This window comes from Bacillus sp. F19, from assembly GCA_023823795.1.
Lineage (GTDB): Bacteria > Bacillota > Bacilli > Bacillales > Bacillaceae > Bacillus_P.
The window spans coordinates 445615-463563 of record CP085710.1 but is presented as its reverse complement, the minus strand read 5'-3'; the positions used below and the strand labels follow the sequence as shown (position 1 = coordinate 463563).

The window sequence follows — 17949 nt, the reverse complement described above, 5'->3', positions numbered from 1 at the left end:
TTTTTGACTTAACGTAACTTGAAATGTATTAACTACTGCTTTTTGTTAATTCTTCATATTCCGAGTCTTTCAAATGACTCCCTCCGCAACACAATACGGATCAACCATCAGAATTACTCAAAACCAATTACAATCCACTCATCTACTATTACTTCCCACTAATTTCTTTATACCATTTTTCAAATATATCATCTGGTAAAAGAATATCATCATTAGAATAAACTAAATCATATCGATATTTAACTTCTAACTTGTTATTTGTTACACTATAGTGCATCTTCATTTCAGTTGGCATCTCTCGACCAAATTCCTTACATTTTTGATGTATCTTCTGTAAGTCTTCATTTCCAATATCAAGAACTCCAAATTGTCTATTGTCAGCAGTATCATAAACATGTTCTGGCTTTCTAGTAATTATTTTAACGGCATTATTAACCTCATGTTTTAAGACAAATCTATTGTTTATTCTATAAAAAACATCAAAAGAATACATTTCAGGCTCATATGAACAATATATATAAATATCATCGGCTTTATCATCAACGTATTCTAAACATATAGCTACCATATCTGTCTGTAGTTCTGAAAAATAGTCTTCAAACACTTTTTCCATAAAAACCACTCCTAATTATTTAATACAACTTTTTAAAGGATATCATCAAAGTACTAAACGATTTAGAGGTTTTAAAAGCATTAAGTGCATGGTAAAATACCATTTCATTATAAAAGAGTTGTTTCAAGTGCATCACTCAACATGGAATCAAAATTATCAAATGACTGAATTAAAGTTCCTGAGGGTTTATCAAGTTCTTCATACATACTCTCTTTTAAGTCGTAACAATACCAAGCTGTATCAGAATCTCCAAAAAATATATATTGTTTTTTCCAATCATTCTCATACCAAAGCTCGTTTGTCTCTATAAATCCCTGAATCTCTTCATCTTCTTCCTTATCAGTTAGAACTTTATCAACACCGTAGATGACTAATCCATTAAAGTCTAAACCATTTACTATTTTTAAAAATTCGATATATGACTCAGGTAATGCAATGTTTCCAAATTTCTGCTTAATATGTTGTTTCATTTTAATAATTTCTGTATCTGATACTGGATTTCTAAATGAACTTCCATATTTCTCTACAATTTTTCTATTTCTTTTAACACATCTTTCCATTGTGACATATCTACTCTTCCCTTCTAGGTACCGTCTTTGAAGCCACAACCGTCCCATCCTACTACTTATCATATCCATATTTATTGATATCTTTAAGGTTTCTCATTATTTAAACTACTCCTGTAAATTTTCAATTTCCGTTCTCCAAAATGAATTTGAATCTATGGATTTCTTGTCAATTCTTTTTAAGTCTTCTTTTAACCTTGTAATTAATTCATCAGGTATATCATTTTCAAGAAAAGCATCTTCTCCATTTACCTCTATTGCTTTATCAATCATGTTATTGAAAAGTAAAATTGATTCAGCAAATTGATTAATTGAAGAGTTTATAAATATTTCATTATAATTATCACCGTTATTTAAATAAACGATATTATCATTAACCTTTAAACAAACTGGATCCCCAGAGCCTGTAGTACCTAAATACCAATAATCATTAAAATCGGATGGCATATTAAATTTCTCTATAAGACTGTGCAAAAATCCATTTGATGAAGTAAATTCAAGAGAGGGTGGGGGTGTTTCAGGTAAACCAGCATTCACCAAGAAATCTCTTGTTTGTCCAGAAATCGAATTAATATTTAAATCATTTTCATTAAAAACTATTAATTCTCCATCTTTTGCAGTGTTCCAATTCTTCAAGAAATTTTCAGGTGATATCAATTTATCCAACTCCTTAATTATCTTTTATAAATGTTTCTTATTTTTCAGAGTCTAATTTGCATAACTTTCAATCTCTGTCTTCCAAAAACTGCTTTCATTTAAAGAGTTTTTATCTATTCTTTTTAGTTCTTTTTCTAACCACAAAATTGATTTACTAGGTGCGTTTTTTTCTAAAAAAGCTTTTCTTCCGTTGACTGATTTTATTTTACTTATAAATTCAACATATGTTAAAAGAGATTCTGCAAATTGATTGATAGTTGAATTTATAAAAATTCCCATAACATCATTCTGATAATCAAAACAAATAACATTTCCATTATTTTTAGAAATACATATGGGATCATTTTCTCCAGTAAATCCAATATAAATATATTCACTAACCTTGTCTCTGCTTATTTCATATTTATTACTCAATGGACTTCCACCACCCTGGTCTGAACCTTCAAAAGTTAAGAAAGGTGCAGCAGACTCTGGTAATCCAGCAATTAACAAAAATTCTTTAGCACAAGTAGTAATTCCAATTTCATTTAGCCCCTCTTCTTCAAAACTAACTAGTCCATATATATCTTTGTTCCAACGCTCTAAAAATTCTTGGGGTGAAATCATTTATAAACCTCCTCCATTATCACTTTTTGATCTTTGTTGTTATTAGAAATGGTACAACCTTCATGAGTTATGAATTCAAATATGAATGTTCTTTAAAAATTTCATGTTAAAGCGCAATAAAGCACTTGTTGCCTGGAATAGACAATCAAGTGCTTTAAATTCATGCATTTTGTAAGTTTCAAATAACAGTTCGACACCCTTTATCCTATAAAAATTAAAAACTATTCCTCAAATCCTGTTACCAAACATTCATCTGCAACATCCCAAAAATCAACACCATAATTTGGCTGTTCATTTGTAAACCAAAGTGTAGCACTATCATTACTGCAATTTTTAAATCAACAGCTAGATAGCCTCTCCCTCCTGCTAAAAAACCTTTGTAAGCAAAAAACGTGGATATAAAATAAATTCCACGTATATAAAAATTAATTACTATTCATCCCATTCTTCATAAGTTACTGCACCCATAAAGACAATATTTTTATTCGCTGATTTGACCTCATCCACAACCTCATTGTACTCAAAATCATAAAGCCTTATTACACTATTAAAGTTTCCCTCTATGGTTTCACCATAATGATCTATAAATTGAGGTGATATTTTGTCTTCAAAAGATGAGCCTTTTAGGAGTACCTTTAATGATTTTGTAGTATGGTTTATAAATGTACTCTCTAACAAATCTTGATTGTAATCTACAAAATCTATTTTGAAATCTTGCATGAATTTAGATGAGATTCTGTCACCTAGTTTATTAAACTTTATTTCGACATATTGTTTAAGTTCATCTTCTGTAGAGAAATTACCTAACCACAATGACAATACACCCGGATTCTCCACTTAAAACCCTCCCTATTCAAAGCCATAAATACTTTTTCATCGAAGTTGATGGGTTTAATGGTGCTACCCCTGTCTTTAGAATTCTAGGAGCTGTCCCTAACATGCCAACTCGGTAGCAGTAATCGTATTCTGATGGCATATTATCCTGCCATTATTAAAACCCTTGCTTCTTAACAAACTTAACTTTGAGAATAAAAGTAAAAAACCTTGAAAGCAATAGCAATCAAGATTTTAACTACATCTTAGAATTCACTTAAAAAAATTTGCATAATCATTTTCAGCAATGAATTCAAGATATTTATTCTATTATATAACTCTGTTACTTGAAAATTTTCTAATAATCTTCTCCATAAAAATCATTCTAAAAAGATTTCATTGTTCAGCATCATCATATAAACTATCTAAAAATTCTTCAATATCACTTGCTAAATAATACATGTTACTCATATCGTTTGGATTCTCAGATTCTTGTTCATGATCCCAAAAATAAATTTTTTCATTGTTAGGTGAATTTGTTCCTAAGCAAATTATGTTACCTGCTGGATCATCTCCTATAGGAATAAATCCATCAGGTAGTCTGAACTCATAAATATCAATGACTTTTTCTAAATTATCATACATGTCCCCAATACCATTAAACATTTAAAACGCTTGTACCTTGTTCAGGAGATATATTAAACCAGCTGGGTTCTGGTGAGCCACCATTCCACTTAAGCAGAAATCCTTTATATTTTTCAGGTAGTTGGACACTCATTCTGCTTTCAAAATCAGTTATTTCTTTAATCGAGAGTGATTTATTGTTATTTTCAATTTTCACCAATTAGTATTCCTCCTTTTTTTATTTTCCGTTTACTTTTGAAACTCCACCAGTATGGGTGAATTGAGCATGTATATCTTTTTAGACAAGCATCATAGTCTTTCCATCTTCATGGTGGTGCCATATATAACCTATTGGAGGTTTATTCATACTTGGTACAGGCGGATCAGTGTCTAAACTTAGTCCCGCCTTTAGGTTTGCTTCTTTATAATCCAATGGTGGTGTCCCAGGCTTTTTCTTACCATGGGCGGTTTTCGAGCTCCTCGGCAATTTTTGCTTGTTTTCTTGCTTCTGCTTGATCGTTCTTGAAGGCGAGATATTTTGTAGATTTCGCTGTTTTAATAGGCTTTTGCATCGAAGTTGATCGATGTGATGGTGCTGCCCTGTCAGTGGATTCTAGCAGCTGTCCGACAGGCCGAACAGGCAGTGATGATCGTTTTTTGGTGGCATTTTTATACTAGGCAGTGCTGATCTTTATTGAGAGTGTCTCTTCATGTAAGGGTGATATTGTTTAAAGGTATTCTAATTAACATTATTATTTAAAGAAAAAAGTAAAAAACCTTGAAAGGCATTTAACCGTTCAAGGCAATTAAAGATTTCCTTACAATGTACTATTTCCAAATAAATTATTTTTGAAAGTAATATCCCTTATACTTCCTCTTCAACTTTTAAATTACTGATTAATTCAGCAAGTGAATTAGCAAGTAGTTCATTTTCTTCTGTTTCAAAATCCTCTATAAAAATTTGTCCTGTTTCGTTGTCAATAGTAATTGCCATATCTTCTGGAGAAACAAAACCTATCTGTATAAATCTAAATTCTCCACCATTGTTTTCTTCGTATCTTTTTAATGCTTCAAAAAATCCTAATATATGTTTTCCTGGTTCAACTGGTTCCAGATTTACTAATCTAGAGCCGTAAAAACCTTGTAAGTTTAAAAACCAGTATGAATTAAAGTACTCTTTAATTTCAGGGTGAATCGTAATATCAAGTTTTTTTTCAATTTCTGTAAAATTATCTAAATCAGATTTTTCAATAGGCTTCCAGTATACATATTCTTCGTCATCTGGATTACTCAAATACAGTAAAGAATCAATTTCTTCATCCCACGGCGCTTTGGGATAAGTACCGTATTTTTCATCCCATACGTTAATAAGTTCCTTAAAATATTGTTCTAACGCTTTCTTAACTTCCACTTCCTATCCCTCCTTAATTATTACTTAATAAAAACTTGAAGACGATCAGCATTTTCCTGATCTTTACCCCATATACCTAACTGTTTCTCGATATTATGGATCCCTCCACTACCTGGATGCAAAGGTTGTGGAATGGCGATTGCTTGCCCACCACCACCAATATGATGATGTACTAAAGGTTTTCCTTTTAACCCTACAATATCATACTGAGGGAAATTCCTTCTAAACACCGCATCATTCACAATTGCCCAACCATTATTCAGATTTTTTATGTTTGCATCACTAAAATATTCAGGGTGTAATTTGTATAGTTCTTTAAAGTAAAATTTATTATCTCTTAACCATCCTTCTGAATTTGTACTTTTTCCCCCTTTACCTATATAAGGCATCTCTATAATAAGTTTCTCATCAGCTGCTATTTTAGTAATATACGTCCCTTTTCTAGTAATTATTTCATACTCTCTGTTTAATACATCGTCTTCGACTTCACGATATACTCTAACTGGATGATTTACATTAACCGTACCCTTAAAATCTACATGACTCTTAGCCATTGAAATTATATCACTTAAAGACTTATACTCCACACCAAAACTATTCATATTAAACCCAGTACCAGTCGATACAGCTCTACTCTTTATGTCAATCGGAATAGGAAAATTACCTATCCTTCTTCCAATATCATTTAAAATAGCATTCGCATGTTCAATCTTCTGATTAACAAACCGATTACTATATGGCAACAATCCGCCATTCTTCGCAGCCAATTTATCCAATCCATAAGCCGCTCCGCCAACTCCCAAAATACCAAGGGCCTGCATCAGACTCTGCTGTCTTTGCTGGTCTGTCAGCTGATTGCCGAACATATCTTTGCCGGTCAAGGCCTCACCCAGCCCATTAGCTGAAACCAGCCCATAAATCCCCATCTCCGTCTTCTGCAAAGCACTAAACGATTTAGAAGTTTTATAAGCATCAAGCGCATGATCCGCTGCATTATACGCTTTAACCGTTTTGTAAATCGCGCTCCCGCCTTTTACAGCACGTCCTGCCCAGCCAACAACCGGGATGAAGCCGGCAGCTGCCATAGCTCCTGCTGCGATACGCTGGGCATCTGAAAGTTTTTCGCCGGTTACGGGGTCTACGCCTTCTGTTGCCCGTTTGTAATCATAGTAGCCCGATACTTCGCCAGTGAAGGTTTTTGTGGTGTCCCAGGCTTTTTTGTACCATGGGCGGTTTTCGAGTTCTTCTGCAATTTCAGCTTGTTTTCTTGCTTCTGCTTGATCGTTCTTGAAGGCGAGATATTCTTTGGAGCTGTTTTCGATGTCCTTTTTCATTTTGTAGATTTCGCTGTTTTGATAGGCTTTTGCATCGAAGTTGATCGGTGTGATGGTGCTGCCCTTTCTTGAGGATTCGAGCAGCTGTCCGAACAGGCCGACCAGGTAGCTTTGATCGTTTTCTGAGATGGCGTATTCTTCTGTCAGCGCCTGATCGAGCTGATTAACTGCGTCTATCGTTTGGGTACGTTCTTTTTCAGCTTTTGCCATGTGGTCTTCGAATGTGTCCGTTGAAAAAACATGCAGCGGGACAAGATCATCAATACTGCGGAAGATGGACTGCATGGCATCCTGCTGGCCTTGGACCATTTCTTTCGCACGATTTTGAGCACGCGGCACATTTTCTTCTAAAAAGGACATTTGGACAAAGGTATCGCCTGAGAGCTTCGCATCATCCGTGCTGCCGGGGATTCCCCTGAAAAAAGCAATGTTTTTATCGATCAGCCTCATCCAGGCTTCCGCTACATCGACTTGGGCAGAATAAAAGCCTTTTATCGCTTCTGCGCCTTTTCCCTGGAATTCATCACCAGAATTTACGATATCTAAAAACTGTTTTTTCAGCTGATTCAGCTGTTCCTTCAGCTCTTCGTATTGCTTGGCTCTCTTTTCCATTGCCGACACTAACGTTTTTGCTTCATAAACTTTAATCTCTGCCACCTCCCTTTTGTCCTTTTTTATCTGTGGACAATCGCTTCATCTTGTTCTTTCAATGAATCCACATTTGCACGCGTATCTTCCACATTTTTTTGAACAATCGTTGCGTACTGCGAGACAAATTGATGAATCATTTCCTCCCGCTCCTGCCATTTTTGCGTAAAATCAAGCTTGTTTTGGCCGACATCGTCTGGTCCTTCCAAAACCAAGGCATCCAATGCCCGTTTGATTTCATCCAGCTGCTTCATCATTTCGGCATGATTCAGTTTAATTTGGGTCATTTAAAACAACCGCCTTTTTAAATCATCTAGTCTGTTTCCAAGTTCTTCAAATGCATCCTCGCCAACCGCCAGCAGTTTATCTGCTTCATGTGCAAGTCCGCTGACGGCATTTAAGACCGTTCTATCGACTTCAAGGGCGTTAATTTTCCACTGAATGCGCTGCTTATAAGCAGCGTAATCTTCATCTGCAATATTCCGCATCACTTTATAAGCCTCATTGCGATCTTCGCGAAAGTCATCCGCTCTTGACCCTTTCCATAAATGATCAAGCTCGGGATCAAGGATTTTGCGCATCTCGTTCATGCATTCGGTCTGTTCGCGTTCAATCTGCTGCTTTGCTCGCTGAAGTCTATTAATCTGGTCGTTCAGTTCAGATGATTGATAGGATATCGCACCATGAATTTGATTCAGCATTTCCGAAAAACTCATTTTGATCACCTCTGATCGAATTAATTTCCATATTTTATAGTATAAGGTAGATAGTAGTACCGTTGAATAGGACCATTGGCTTTAATTTGGCAGCAATCATGTTTTTCTTACAAAAAAGAAGTGCAGCGTGTGCACTTCTTTAATCTTCATCCTTGATGTCTATGTCTTCAGGAATTGGCTTGCTCAGCCACTCTTCAAGCTGTTCTTTGTATTTTTCCATCTGTTCCAAGTGTGTTGTAAACTGTTCTTTGTTGATCAAATACTGCTCTCCGTCATGAACCGCTCTGATTTGTTTCTGCAAGATCAGATTTTCAATATACGCTTCCGGCATGGATAAATGCTCGGCTGTTTCTTTAATCGTAAGATACATGTTTTATTCTCGCTTTCCTGCATAATTAATACCCATAATTATAGTTGGATTGCGAAACAAAGGAAAGGCGTATTCATTTGGCACGGCAAATTCGGTTCAGCGCTCCGCTCTCGTGATCCACAGAAAAATGAAAATCAGGCCAAGACTCTGATTGATTATTCTCCGTACCGCACACAACAGCTACATCAGCATTGAGATGCGATGACAAGTAGAGAAAGGAATAGCCATTTGGGCATGTTACATGAAAGAGCTGATTGCCTTCATAGAAAGAAATATGAATTAGTCAACTTAAAACTTCCCATGCATAGCTAAATCGAATTTTCTGATAATATTACCTTTATACAGATAACTAGGAGGTTTATTCATGACTAAAAGAAAACTCATCATCACACAAGACCTGGAACAAAAACACTTAAATGAAATTACAACTAGTATCCCTGATTGGGAGATCATTGCAGGAAGAGACAAATCCATTTGGCAGGCTCATCTTAAGGACGCTGAAGTGATTGCAGGCTGGAAAAAAGGGATGGAAGAAGATTGCCTTGCAGCAGACTCAAAGCTTAAATGGGTGCAGTCCTGGAGTGCCGGGGTCAATAGTATGCCGCTTCAAGCTCTTGAAAAGAAAGAGATTCTCTTAACCAGTGCAAACGGCGTGCACGCTTTTCCTATTTCAGAGACGATTTTTGCCCTCATGCTCGGGCTGACGCGAAAAATACATACGTATGTTAGAAACCAGGCCGAACGGAAATGGCATCATGCCAATATGAAGCTTGAGATTCACGAAAAAACGATTGGGATTATTGGGGTCGGAGCGATTGGTCAGGAAACAGCAAAGATCGCTAAAGCGTTTGGCATGAACGTAATCGGTGTACGCCATTCGGGTAAGCCTGCAGAGTTTGTGGATGAAATGTATACAAGTGAGCAGCTTGATGAAGTCCTTTCTGAGTGTGATTATGTCGTCGTGACGCTTCCGCTTACAAAAGATACTCATCAGCTTTTCAAATATGAGCAGTTTAAAAAAATGAAGTCCTCGGCCTTCTTTATTAATATCGGCAGGGGCGAGACTGTGGCGGAGGAAGATCTCATAAAAGCCCTTCAGGAAAAAGAAATTGCAGGAGCAGGTCTTGATGTGTTTGAAAATGAGCCGCTTGGAGAAAAGAGTCTCTTGTGGGAGTTTGAAAATGTGATCATCACCCCGCATACATCCGGTTCAACAGAATTCTATAACAAGCGCCTGGCAGAAACCATTCTGATTCCTAATCTGCAGAAGTATCTAAAGGGAGAAACTCCTTCCATCAATTTAGTCGATTATCAAAAAGGATACTGATTGTTATAAATTTTTAGTATAGGAAGAGCGCTTGTATTGGAAAATAAAAAGACTAATACAAATCCAGAATCATAAATGAGGAACACGAATGATTATACAATTTGATCAACTAGAAAACGTTACTCTGCAGTATATTTTCGGACAAGCCTCTCAAAACATAACAAGCCTTGCTTTTCATTCAAAACAAGTCAAACCCGGTGCCCTTTTTTTCAGCATTAAAGGCGAGGAGCAAGACGGACATCAGTATATTGATGAGGCCATTGCGCACGGAGCTGCTGCCGTTATCGGAACGAGCTTTGAAAAGCTTGAGCAGCTTAGCCGCGAGTACCCTGATCATACTTTCATTCTTGCTGAAGACGTCAGAGAAACAATGGCTCTTTTAGCAAAGATGTTTCATGATCATGCCGATGAAAAATTGAAAACCATCGGAGTGACCGGCACTAATGGAAAGACGACTGTTGCAGCCTATGTGCGCTCTCTTCTGACTTTATTAGATCTTCCAGCAGGTTCAATCGGCACAACGGGAATATGGGCTTCAACTCATAAGCTTTCGTATAAAAAGAGCACGCCGACAACACCTGAATCCACTGATCTGCATCAAATCTTTCATGATTTGGCGGAGCTTGGGGACAAATCAGCCGTTATGGAAGTTTCCTCAATCGCAACAGACCAAAAAAGGGTGCACGGCATTCAATTTGATGCAGCCATTCTGACGAATTTTTCTGAAGAACACCTTGAATATCATAAAACGATTGATCACTATAAAAAATGCAAACTGGCTCTATTTGATCAGGCTAAAACGGCCGTCATTAATCTCGATGACATCGAAATGGGCCTTGAGCTTTCCCGGACATACAGCGGCAAAAAAATCACCTATAGCTTGTCTCCGATGAGCGGAGCTGATCTATGCGCTGACAATATTCAATTCTCAGATATCGGAACTACGTTTGATCTTTTTTATAACGGGAAGATCCATCATGCAACTGCTCCTATTTTCGGAACTTATAATATTGCAAATGCCCTTGCTGCCATAGGTGCTGCCCTGCTGTTTAACTGCCAAATGAAAGATATCCTTCGCGTTCTGCCGATGCTTGAGAGTCCAGAAGGCCGCTTCCAGGTTATAACCGGACCAGACAACAAGAAAATCATCCTGGATTATGCACACACGCCTGTTGCACTTACCCGTCTGGTGGAAGAAGTAAAGAAAATGGATTACAACCGTCTGATTGTCATGATTGCAGGTATTGGCATTCGTGACTTTAATAAAATGCCTAAGATGGCAGCCGCCATTGAAGGCCAGGCAGACGAAGTGATTGTAACAGTTGACCACCCCGGATATCATGAGCCGCAAATCATCATTGATCAAGTGATGAAAGGATTTTCGGAACCGAAAGCGCCAAATATCAGAGCAGCGCTTACCCGTAAAGAAGGAGTCATCGCCTCGCTTACAGCAGGTGAACCTGATGACATCATCCTCCTTACAAGCGGCTGCATAAATGGAGCGCAAATTGTAAAAGGAAAAGAAGTTCCTCATTCAGACGAGGAAATCATCGAATCCCATTATCAATCTTATTATCATGACTGCCATGAACTTGAGGCATAAAAGCTCATGGCCTTTTGCTGCCTCCCGAATTATTTTAGGCTGTCTATGGGCATCTGCCCTGTCACTCCGAGCTTCACTACATAGGCTATTTAAGTATCATTACACAAAGGAGTGCAGTCCATATGAACCCATATCAGTTTTATCAAGGCTATGTCCCTCAGCAAACCGATTATTATATGAATTATCAATACAACCCTTATCAGCCGCAGCAAGTACAGAATCAATTTGATCCAGATCGCCAGCCGCCTCAATTTCAGTCACTGGAAAGAAGAATCAATGCTTTAGAAAGACAAAACGAGCAGCAATCAAGAGAACTGAACCGTCAAAACCAGGAAATCAGAAATCTTAGAAGAGATCTTAACCAAACAAATCAGGAAGTGAATCGACTTAACCAAGTTGTTGAACGCCATACAAGACGCTTGAACCGCTTAAACCAGCGCCTTCGTGTAGTCGAAAACAGACTCAATATTCCGTTTACAGCTGAAGACGGTTTTTAATGGAAAGCAGCCTTTTGCTGCTTTTTTTGTTTATCCTTAGATTCTTCATTGTGGTCTAGAATGTAATCTTAGATGCAAAAACAGAACGACTTATAGAAATCGTTCTGTTTTCTCAAGCATTCAGTTTCCGCTTAAGCTCTACTTCTCTTACAGATAGTTCTGCTCCAGCATCCTCACGCTTTCGCTTCCCATCAAAATGGATTTCCAGCGTTTCTTGAATGGAGGCCTGTAAATTTCCTTGTATCTCTTTTAGTGTCTCTATCTCAAATCGTCCTCTTTCAGATCCTGTTATAACATCGGACTGTTTTTGATAAAGGTCATTTGCAGATGCTGAAAGATTCCTTCCTGCAGCTGCTGTATGACTCTGACGAATTAATGCCAAAGCAATAGTCACTTGGTTTTTCCAAAGTGGAATAACGGTCATTAAAGAGGAATGAATTTTTTCGGCCATTTTGTGGTTTGACTTTTGAATCATGCGGATTTGAGGTGCACTTTGTATCGTAATTTCCCTGCTGATTTTTAAGTCATACAGTCTCTGATCCAGTTGATCAGCAAATTGAAGAAGATCCTCGACTTCCTGCTGCTTCATTGGATCATTCGAACCAAGACTCGCTTTTTTCAAGGCAGGAATTGTTTTATCGCGGAGTTCTTCGAGTTTCATTTCTCCTGCTGCAATGTACACATTCAATGAGTGAAAATAGTCTTTGTTATTTTCATAGAGCCTGTCAAGCATCACATTATCTGATAAAAGCATATTTTTGCTGCGCTCAAGCTTTACACTGATTCTGTCGATCTGTGCCCCTGTTTTATGAAATCGGGAGAGAACCTCTTGAATGGATTTCTTTCGTTTTCCAAACAGACGCGCTAAAAAAGAGGTTTCTTTCTGCTGTAAATCCTCAGGATGAACCTCATTCAGGTTTTTCATGAATTCGTCCAGAATTTCACCAACCTGCCCGATATCCTTTCGCTGTACCTGTTCAAGCATCACATTTGAGAAAGCGAGCAGCTTGGATTGCGCCGGCAGTCCGTATGATACCAATAGAGCATGGTTTTTCGGATTAATTTGTTCGGCCAGCTTGTGTGCCCTGATTTTTTCTTCTTCAGATAGCACATCGATAAGCCGTGACGTGTTAACCTGCTGAAATAAATCGATCTCGTTCATTTAAATTTCCGGCTTTCATCGAGATGTTTCGTATCTTTATTTGTTTTAATGGAATGCTTTGCTACATCAATTTCAAGATTAAGCTCATCAACATCATCCTGTAACATTGAGTACAAATCCTGTTCAATCAGACGCGTCAGTTCGTTTAATGTTTTTCTCGTTTCATTTAATGATTTCTCAAGCTCCCAATTCCTCTTTGGCTGAGAGGATAAAAAGACGTATTTCTCAGTGAGAAGCACAGCAGAATCCAAATGAGAAAAGAAAAACTTCTCGGCTTTGTAAAAACGCCTCGGCTCTCTTATCGTCAGGCTGTAAATTCTGCGGGCCACACGCGCAAGCTCAATTCTCTCCTTTAAAGAAGGAAGATGACGGATGGTTAAAAGCGTCTTCTGCAGGCGTGCCATCTTAGGCTTCGCTTCGTCCAGCTGTTTTTTAATGTATTTATAATCTTTGCGGGTAAGAGAATTTCTCTTTAAAAATCTGGAGTTCATACTCACAGATGCGATCGAATAGGCAGATGCTCCCCCAGCAATGGAATACGCGGCTGCCGCTAAAAAAGGCTGATCAAAACCGATTAAACTAACAGCCCCAACTGTCCCTGCAGCCGGTATTGCAGCCATCATCCGGACACTGAATGCCATAAACGGATTCATTATGAATCGACTCCTTACATAAAATCTCTATTTTAATACGTTTGTATATAGTGAAGGGTTTCAGTCCTGGTGGAATAAAAATGGAAGATAGTCCTTTATCATTAATATACAGCATCGCCGCCGATTTTTCTATTGGTCGGCAATAGTAGGTGCTGTAGGACTTGAGACGTAGAGAGGTTCGCAGATTATTTTCTGATCCAGAGCTTAAATTATGTGCGTAAGTCAATTATCTCCTAATTCATGGGGGCAGAGTTTTCTTCAGACAAAAAACAGCCGGGAAACTCTGGTCCCGGCTTTATCTCTAACTCTATTCTGATTTTTTGCTTGCTGGTCTGGCATCTGAGATTTTCCCGAGGAAAAATCCATTAATTTCACTCAACTTGCCTCTCCAAAGGATTTGTCCTTTAGAAGGGGTGGATTTGCTGTCGCCAATATACACTTTCGTATTTTTCAAGTGAATGAAATGAGCTTCAGCATCTCCGTTTGATTCAACGGATTCGCTTGCACATGATAGTTGTTCACTTAATTTCTGGGCGACTTCACTGCCGTCTTCAAACGTTTCACTTAGGGCATCAAAGTATTCCTTAGCAGAAACCATTGTGCCGGAAATGACTGCACCATTAACGTTTAACGTGATGTCTAATGCAAAGTCATGTTTATTTGAAGCCTGTACAAAGAATTCTAGTACACTGTCTTTTGATGAGGCTGCTGCTGTACTCATCTCCATGTCTCCTCCTTTTTAGTCTCAGTTAAGATGATGTGTCATCGTCGCTGCTTAGAGAAGTATCTTCTGATTCTTCTTCATCTTTTTCATCCTTGGCTTTTTCATCTTTTGCTTTTGAGGATTTTGAAGTCTTTGGTTTTCTTCCGCGTGCTGATTTTTTCGTCTTTTTGTCTTCTTCTTTGCCATCGTACATCATTTCTTCTTCTTCTTCGTCCTCTTCTATCTCATCATCATCTTCGCCTTCTTCGGAGTCATCAGATTCAGCTTTTGATTTGCTTGTTTTTTTCTTGCTTGGTGTTTCTTCTTCTTCCTTATCGTCTTCTTCATCATCTTCTTCTTCTGAATTGCTTTGGCCGCTTAATTGGTTCATTTTTTCCTCAAGCTGCTGAAGACGTTCTTGAAGAGTCTGGTTATCCTGCTTTAATGCCTCGAAATCTTCATTTGAATTTGAAGATGAAGTTTCTTCTTCTGATGAATTGTTCACTGAATCGTCTTGATCAGAATCATCTGACTGATTTTTATCTTTTTTAAATAGATTAGCAGCTGATGATTTTAAGCTTGAAGCACCTTGGAACGATTTTTCTTTCGCTGCTTTTCCAAAGTCTGCAGCTTTGCTTTTTAATTCATCTGTATCAATACGGGCAAGAAGCTTCTTCCCGTTTTCAGGTGTTGCCAGATAGCCGACTGTAGCGCCCAGGATACTGCCTGCGACCGTGCGTTTAATTGGCGCGCTTCTTCTTGATGATTTTTCCTGAGTTGATTGCTCTTTATTTGAGTTCTCTTTGTTAGAGTTCTCTGCTTTCGTATTTTCCACCTGTGAGTTGTCTAATTTTGTTTGTTCCGCCATTGTAAATCCCTCCATTATTTTAGTTGGTTAGCTGTATTTAAACGATTTGAGCCAAGCTGTTTTTCAAGCAGCTCCAGTCGTTCATTCAATTTCTTATTTTCTTCTTCTAGTGCCTTTGTATTGTTATTCTCCGCTTTGGAGCTTAGATAAGGATCATTCTCCCACCAGTCCATGCCGATTTCTTTTGCTTTGTCAACAGAAGCGACAATGAGGCGGATTTTAATTGTCAGCAGTTCGACATCGGCAATTCCTACCGTAATATCACCTGCGATGACAACACCTTTATCCAGAATCTTTTCCAGTACATCAACAATCGTACTTGATTGCATATTGCTTTGGACTGCCATTACATGTCCCTCCAAGTGGCCGCGTTAGGTTATAACAAGCTGCCTAAAGGGCCAAGATCTATATTCAAATCTTCAGCGTCAAGGCCAAAGACCTCTTTCAATTCTTCCATTTTATCTTCCAGGTTCATCAAGGCTGCTCCAAGATCTTCAATTTGCTCGTCCGTCAGCGTTCCACCCTCCACCCGCCTCATCGCATGACGTTCGACAATTTGTCTGAGAAGCTCAACGACGGTCAGGACTAGCTGCGCAAGTCCGTGTTCAGCATTTTCAGGATCAAGCTGGATTCTACCATTTGTTTGGCTCGCCTGTTGCATCGACTAACTCCTCCCTCTGCTTACCCGAATTGATCAGATGTGACGGGCTTTCGGTTGCCTGCTTTTGATTGAACAAGCGTTTCAACTGAAGCAATCAGAACCCTTAGATCCAAATACACAAGATCTACACCTGCGATCGAAATGATTAAATCACCTTTGATTGCCACACCCTTATCGAGGATGACATCTAAAATATCAATAAGGGCTATATCCTTATTTTCAACGGATTCTCTAAGAGACATCTGTCAGATCCCTCACTTTTTATGAAAAACTGGAAAAATGGTAAGCCGGCCATGGGCCTGTAGCTTCGAATCTCCAGCCAGTGCCGCCAAGTTCCTGTTCAAACTGCTTCATTTCTTCCAAGAAGCTTTCCACTTTCGGAATCGGAAGAAGAAACACGCTGTTCCAGGCCATGTTTTCTTTTAGTCCTGTGACATCTTTGCTCCAATTTTTCTTAATAGCTGCGTGAAGCGAATGCTCCTTCAGCTTCTCATGCACTTGTTCACAAACTCGATTCTTCTCATTTTCAAGCTCATCCTCGATCAGCTTATCAATCTTTTTCTTTTCGAAAAATTGTCTTCCGCGAGGCAGTTCGCTTATTTCCTGTTTCTTCGCTTCGATTGCGGAATTGTTTTCACTTACCTGCTTTTTCAGTTCATTATCGTCAGAATAGATTTTCACATTCCATTCTTCTTTCCCCTGCAGCATGGAAAGTGTCTCTACAATCCTTGTATCATTGGATTGAATGGTTTGCTTCAGGCTATCTTCATTCTTATAAATCGTGCAAAATTTAAGCGGAATGATTGTGAAGCTCTTATAAAGGGCGGCAACCGTTTCATGATGATGGAACGCTTTTTCCTGCAGCCAGTCCATATCACTTTCGATCTTGTCTTTAATGGCTTCTTCTGAATAATGATCAGAATCCAGTTTGCAAACAACTACGGTGACATTGTTGATCGGAATGGTGTATAGCTTGCGTTCACCATCAAAGCCTTTGAAAGATGGAAACGATTGATGTGCTGCCGCTTCTTTAGTTGGTATCAATCCATATAAATAAATCAAGTCGCCCATCTGCTTATCCCTCGTTTCTTGGTTTCGTCAGCTTATCCCACTCTTCCATTTCCCTGCGCTTGGCAATTTCATACCTTGTCAAAAGCTCTTCTTCTTTTTCTTGAAAAGCTTTCTCAGGAATCTCGCCGAGCTCAAACATCATTTGGAGGTGAATGAGCTTTTGCTGAATAGCAGGAAGGTCATATAACTCTTTCTCTGCTTCTTCCTGTACCTTTTGTCCGATTTTAACTACAAGATTCATTGGTGCGGTAACCAATTTATGAAGCATATCAGCTTTCCTCTACTTTTAACCTGATGTTCACAAAGTTGTAAGCAGGCCATGGACCGCTGTAGTTAAATTCGACTTTATCTTTCCATTTTTCATGTGCATCATTTACCTTCTGATCAAAAAGCTCCTCAGAATCACGATCAATTAAGAATGCGGCATTTAATAGCATTGTTTCGCTAGTCGGTTCATTTGCTTTTGCGGCATCAGCTGCTTCTTCAAGCGGCGTAAACACCTCGGCTTTCACTTCCCTTTGAAGATCAGCAAACAGTTTCTGAGCAATGCCTCCAAGCTGAATGCGTTCATAATATCCGGCCGCTTCAGACTTGCCCTTCACAGAAGCTGACATTTTCCCAACCACTGGATACTCATTTACTTTTGCTTCAAGCCATTCTTTTTTGCCGATGACTTTTAACCCGACTTCAATCTTCCCTTTAATTGCCGGGAAGAGCTTTTCAAACTGAGGATACAGGTTTTCCAGAAGGACTTTTACATCTTCTTTGGATGTAAAAACATTCCCGAAGCTGATCGGGATGACTGTATCATTTTTGCTCATAATCGCGGCAACAGCGTGCTGATGCATCATCAAATTTTGACGATTCGGATGATAGATTTTCATTGGAACCTCGGCTGCAACCATCGCAGCATCTTTGTAGCGAATCGTAAAGGTTTCCCTCTCTTCGCCTTCAATTTCCACTGTTCCAAAATCCTCATCTTCCGTCGTTTGAATTCCGCTGAAAATATATATACCCATTTCTTGTTCACTCATCATCAAACACTC

24 protein-coding genes and 2 pseudogenes are annotated in these 17949 nt (G+C 38.5%); 3 read left to right on the top strand and 23 right to left on the bottom strand.

Going from position 1 to position 17949, the window contains the following annotated elements:
• Positions 1-148: 148 nt before the first annotated feature.
• The 13 genes and pseudogenes from LIT25_02555 to LIT25_02495 all read right to left on the bottom strand — a co-directional run bounded on the left by LIT25_02555 (position 149) and on the right by LIT25_02495 (position 8358).
• Entirely contained in the window at positions 149-613 is a 465-nt protein-coding gene (locus LIT25_02555; GenBank protein ID USK34305.1) for a DUF600 domain-containing protein, read from the bottom strand.
• A gap of 107 nt (positions 614-720) precedes the next feature.
• The gene (locus LIT25_02550) at positions 721-1173 is read right to left on the bottom strand and encodes an SMI1/KNR4 family protein (protein ID USK34304.1); all 453 of its coding nucleotides are present in this window, start codon (positions 1171-1173) and stop codon (positions 721-723) included.
• A 114-nt stretch (positions 1174-1287) separates the two neighbouring features.
• A complete protein-coding gene (locus LIT25_02545; GenBank protein USK34303.1) occupies positions 1288-1836 on the bottom strand; it encodes an SUKH-4 family immunity protein in 549 nt (182 codons plus the stop codon).
• 51 nt (positions 1837-1887) lie between these two features.
• Positions 1888-2442, bottom strand: coding sequence for an SUKH-4 family immunity protein (locus tag LIT25_02540; protein USK34302.1), 555 nt, complete (start codon positions 2440-2442; stop codon positions 1888-1890).
• Between the two features lie 432 nt (positions 2443-2874).
• Complete coding sequence (locus tag LIT25_02535) at positions 2875-3279, bottom strand: immunity 22 family protein (protein USK34301.1); 405 nt, start codon at positions 3277-3279, stop codon at positions 2875-2877.
• Positions 3280-3651: 372 nt separating this feature from the next.
• Positions 3652-4099: pseudogene (locus LIT25_02530) on the bottom strand (SMI1/KNR4 family protein).
• A 78-nt stretch (positions 4100-4177) separates the two neighbouring features.
• On the bottom strand, positions 4178-4246 hold the full coding sequence (locus tag LIT25_02525) for an HNH endonuclease (GenBank protein ID USK36126.1): 69 nt from the start codon (positions 4244-4246) through the stop codon (positions 4178-4180).
• 91 nt (positions 4247-4337) lie between these two features.
• Positions 4338-4424 (bottom strand): annotated as a pseudogene (locus LIT25_02520) (hypothetical protein).
• 320 nt (positions 4425-4744) lie between these two features.
• Positions 4745-5290, bottom strand: coding sequence for a SecY-interacting protein Syd (locus LIT25_02515; GenBank protein ID USK34300.1), 546 nt, complete (start codon positions 5288-5290; stop codon positions 4745-4747).
• A gap of 20 nt (positions 5291-5310) precedes the next feature.
• Positions 5311-7281: a pre-toxin TG domain-containing protein gene (locus LIT25_02510; protein ID USK34299.1), complete on the bottom strand. Its 1971-nt coding sequence runs from the start codon at positions 7279-7281 to the stop codon at positions 5311-5313.
• 17 nt (positions 7282-7298) lie between these two features.
• Positions 7299-7559 (bottom strand): YwqI/YxiC family protein, encoded by a 261-nt coding sequence (locus LIT25_02505; GenBank protein ID USK34298.1) that lies wholly within the window; start codon positions 7557-7559, stop codon positions 7299-7301.
• Positions 7560-7988 (bottom strand): DUF5082 domain-containing protein, encoded by a 429-nt coding sequence (locus LIT25_02500; protein ID USK34297.1) that lies wholly within the window; start codon positions 7986-7988, stop codon positions 7560-7562.
• A gap of 139 nt (positions 7989-8127) precedes the next feature.
• The gene (locus LIT25_02495; protein USK34296.1) at positions 8128-8358 is read right to left on the bottom strand and encodes an excisionase family DNA-binding protein; all 231 of its coding nucleotides are present in this window, start codon (positions 8356-8358) and stop codon (positions 8128-8130) included.
• A gap of 364 nt (positions 8359-8722) precedes the next feature.
• Here LIT25_02495 and LIT25_02490 point away from each other — a divergent pair, with 364 nt between their 5' ends.
• The 3 genes from LIT25_02490 to LIT25_02480 all read left to right on the top strand — a co-directional run bounded on the left by LIT25_02490 (position 8723) and on the right by LIT25_02480 (position 11785).
• Entirely contained in the window at positions 8723-9685 is a 963-nt protein-coding gene (locus LIT25_02490) for a D-2-hydroxyacid dehydrogenase (protein ID USK34295.1), read from the top strand.
• Between the two features lie 88 nt (positions 9686-9773).
• A complete protein-coding gene (locus tag LIT25_02485) occupies positions 9774-11288 on the top strand; it encodes a UDP-N-acetylmuramoyl-L-alanyl-D-glutamate--2,6-diaminopimelate ligase (GenBank protein ID USK34294.1) in 1515 nt (504 codons plus the stop codon).
• 122 nt (positions 11289-11410) lie between these two features.
• On the top strand, positions 11411-11785 hold the full coding sequence (locus LIT25_02480; GenBank protein ID USK34293.1) for a hypothetical protein: 375 nt from the start codon (positions 11411-11413) through the stop codon (positions 11783-11785).
• A 112-nt stretch (positions 11786-11897) separates the two neighbouring features.
• Here the strand turns inward: LIT25_02480 and LIT25_02475 are convergent, their stop codons facing one another.
• From LIT25_02475 to LIT25_02430, 10 genes are all read right to left on the bottom strand, one after another.
• A complete protein-coding gene (locus tag LIT25_02475; GenBank protein ID USK34292.1) occupies positions 11898-12947 on the bottom strand; it encodes a toxic anion resistance protein in 1050 nt (349 codons plus the stop codon).
• On the bottom strand, positions 12944-13600 hold the full coding sequence (locus LIT25_02470; GenBank protein USK34291.1) for a 5-bromo-4-chloroindolyl phosphate hydrolysis family protein: 657 nt from the start codon (positions 13598-13600) through the stop codon (positions 12944-12946). Before LIT25_02470 ends, LIT25_02475 begins: the two co-directional genes overlap by 4 nt.
• Before the next feature lie 307 nt (positions 13601-13907).
• Complete coding sequence (locus LIT25_02465) at positions 13908-14321, bottom strand: gas vesicle protein GvpU (protein ID USK34290.1); 414 nt, start codon at positions 14319-14321, stop codon at positions 13908-13910.
• Positions 14322-14349: 28 nt separating this feature from the next.
• The gene (locus LIT25_02460) at positions 14350-15171 is read right to left on the bottom strand and encodes a YtxH domain-containing protein (GenBank protein ID USK34289.1); all 822 of its coding nucleotides are present in this window, start codon (positions 15169-15171) and stop codon (positions 14350-14352) included.
• Between the two features lie 14 nt (positions 15172-15185).
• Positions 15186-15518, bottom strand: a complete 333-nt coding sequence (locus LIT25_02455; protein USK34288.1) for a gas vesicle protein — start codon at positions 15516-15518, stop codon at positions 15186-15188.
• A gap of 29 nt (positions 15519-15547) precedes the next feature.
• Complete coding sequence (locus LIT25_02450; GenBank protein USK34287.1) at positions 15548-15832, bottom strand: gas vesicle protein K; 285 nt, start codon at positions 15830-15832, stop codon at positions 15548-15550.
• Between the two features lie 20 nt (positions 15833-15852).
• Complete coding sequence (locus LIT25_02445) at positions 15853-16074, bottom strand: gas vesicle protein (protein ID USK34286.1); 222 nt, start codon at positions 16072-16074, stop codon at positions 15853-15855.
• A gap of 19 nt (positions 16075-16093) precedes the next feature.
• Positions 16094-16903, bottom strand: coding sequence for a GvpL/GvpF family gas vesicle protein (locus LIT25_02440; GenBank protein ID USK34285.1), 810 nt, complete (start codon positions 16901-16903; stop codon positions 16094-16096).
• Between the two features lie 4 nt (positions 16904-16907).
• Positions 16908-17171, bottom strand: coding sequence for a gas vesicle protein GvpG (locus LIT25_02435; GenBank protein USK34284.1), 264 nt, complete (start codon positions 17169-17171; stop codon positions 16908-16910).
• Between the two features lies 1 nt (position 17172).
• Positions 17173-17940 carry a GvpL/GvpF family gas vesicle protein gene (locus tag LIT25_02430; protein ID USK34283.1) on the bottom strand — a complete coding sequence of 256 codons (768 nt, stop codon included), beginning with the start codon at positions 17938-17940 and terminating at the stop codon, positions 17173-17175.
• Positions 17941-17949: the final 9 nt, after the last annotated feature.

Coding starts and splice junctions, on each gene's coding strand:
- LIT25_02440 (USK34285.1), bottom strand. CDS start 16,903: ATGGGCGACTTGATTTATTTATATGGATTGATACCAACTAAAGAAGCG.
- LIT25_02490 (USK34295.1), top strand. CDS start 8,723: ATGACTAAAAGAAAACTCATCATCACACAAGACCTGGAACAAAAACAC.
- LIT25_02465 (USK34290.1), bottom strand. CDS start 14,321: ATGAGTACAGCAGCAGCCTCATCAAAAGACAGTGTACTAGAATTCTTT.
- LIT25_02550 (USK34304.1), bottom strand. CDS start 1,173: ATGGAAAGATGTGTTAAAAGAAATAGAAAAATTGTAGAGAAATATGGA.
- LIT25_02500 (USK34297.1), bottom strand. CDS start 7,988: ATGAGTTTTTCGGAAATGCTGAATCAAATTCATGGTGCGATATCCTAT.
- LIT25_02485 (USK34294.1), top strand. CDS start 9,774: ATGATTATACAATTTGATCAACTAGAAAACGTTACTCTGCAGTATATT.
- LIT25_02445 (USK34286.1), bottom strand. CDS start 16,074: ATGTCTCTTAGAGAATCCGTTGAAAATAAGGATATAGCCCTTATTGAT.
- LIT25_02455 (USK34288.1), bottom strand. CDS start 15,518: ATGGCAGTCCAAAGCAATATGCAATCAAGTACGATTGTTGATGTACTG.
- LIT25_02470 (USK34291.1), bottom strand. CDS start 13,600: ATGAATCCGTTTATGGCATTCAGTGTCCGGATGATGGCTGCAATACCG.
- LIT25_02555 (USK34305.1), bottom strand. CDS start 613: ATGGAAAAAGTGTTTGAAGACTATTTTTCAGAACTACAGACAGATATG.
- LIT25_02495 (USK34296.1), bottom strand. CDS start 8,358: ATGTATCTTACGATTAAAGAAACAGCCGAGCATTTATCCATGCCGGAA.
- LIT25_02480 (USK34293.1), top strand. CDS start 11,411: ATGAACCCATATCAGTTTTATCAAGGCTATGTCCCTCAGCAAACCGAT.
- LIT25_02505 (USK34298.1), bottom strand. CDS start 7,559: ATGACCCAAATTAAACTGAATCATGCCGAAATGATGAAGCAGCTGGAT.
- LIT25_02475 (USK34292.1), bottom strand. CDS start 12,947: ATGAACGAGATCGATTTATTTCAGCAGGTTAACACGTCACGGCTTATC.
- LIT25_02450 (USK34287.1), bottom strand. CDS start 15,832: ATGCAACAGGCGAGCCAAACAAATGGTAGAATCCAGCTTGATCCTGAA.
- LIT25_02460 (USK34289.1), bottom strand. CDS start 15,171: ATGGCGGAACAAACAAAATTAGACAACTCACAGGTGGAAAATACGAAA.
- LIT25_02435 (USK34284.1), bottom strand. CDS start 17,171: ATGCTTCATAAATTGGTTACCGCACCAATGAATCTTGTAGTTAAAATC.
- LIT25_02540 (USK34302.1), bottom strand. CDS start 2,442: ATGATTTCACCCCAAGAATTTTTAGAGCGTTGGAACAAAGATATATAT.
- LIT25_02430 (USK34283.1), bottom strand. CDS start 17,940: ATGATGAGTGAACAAGAAATGGGTATATATATTTTCAGCGGAATTCAA.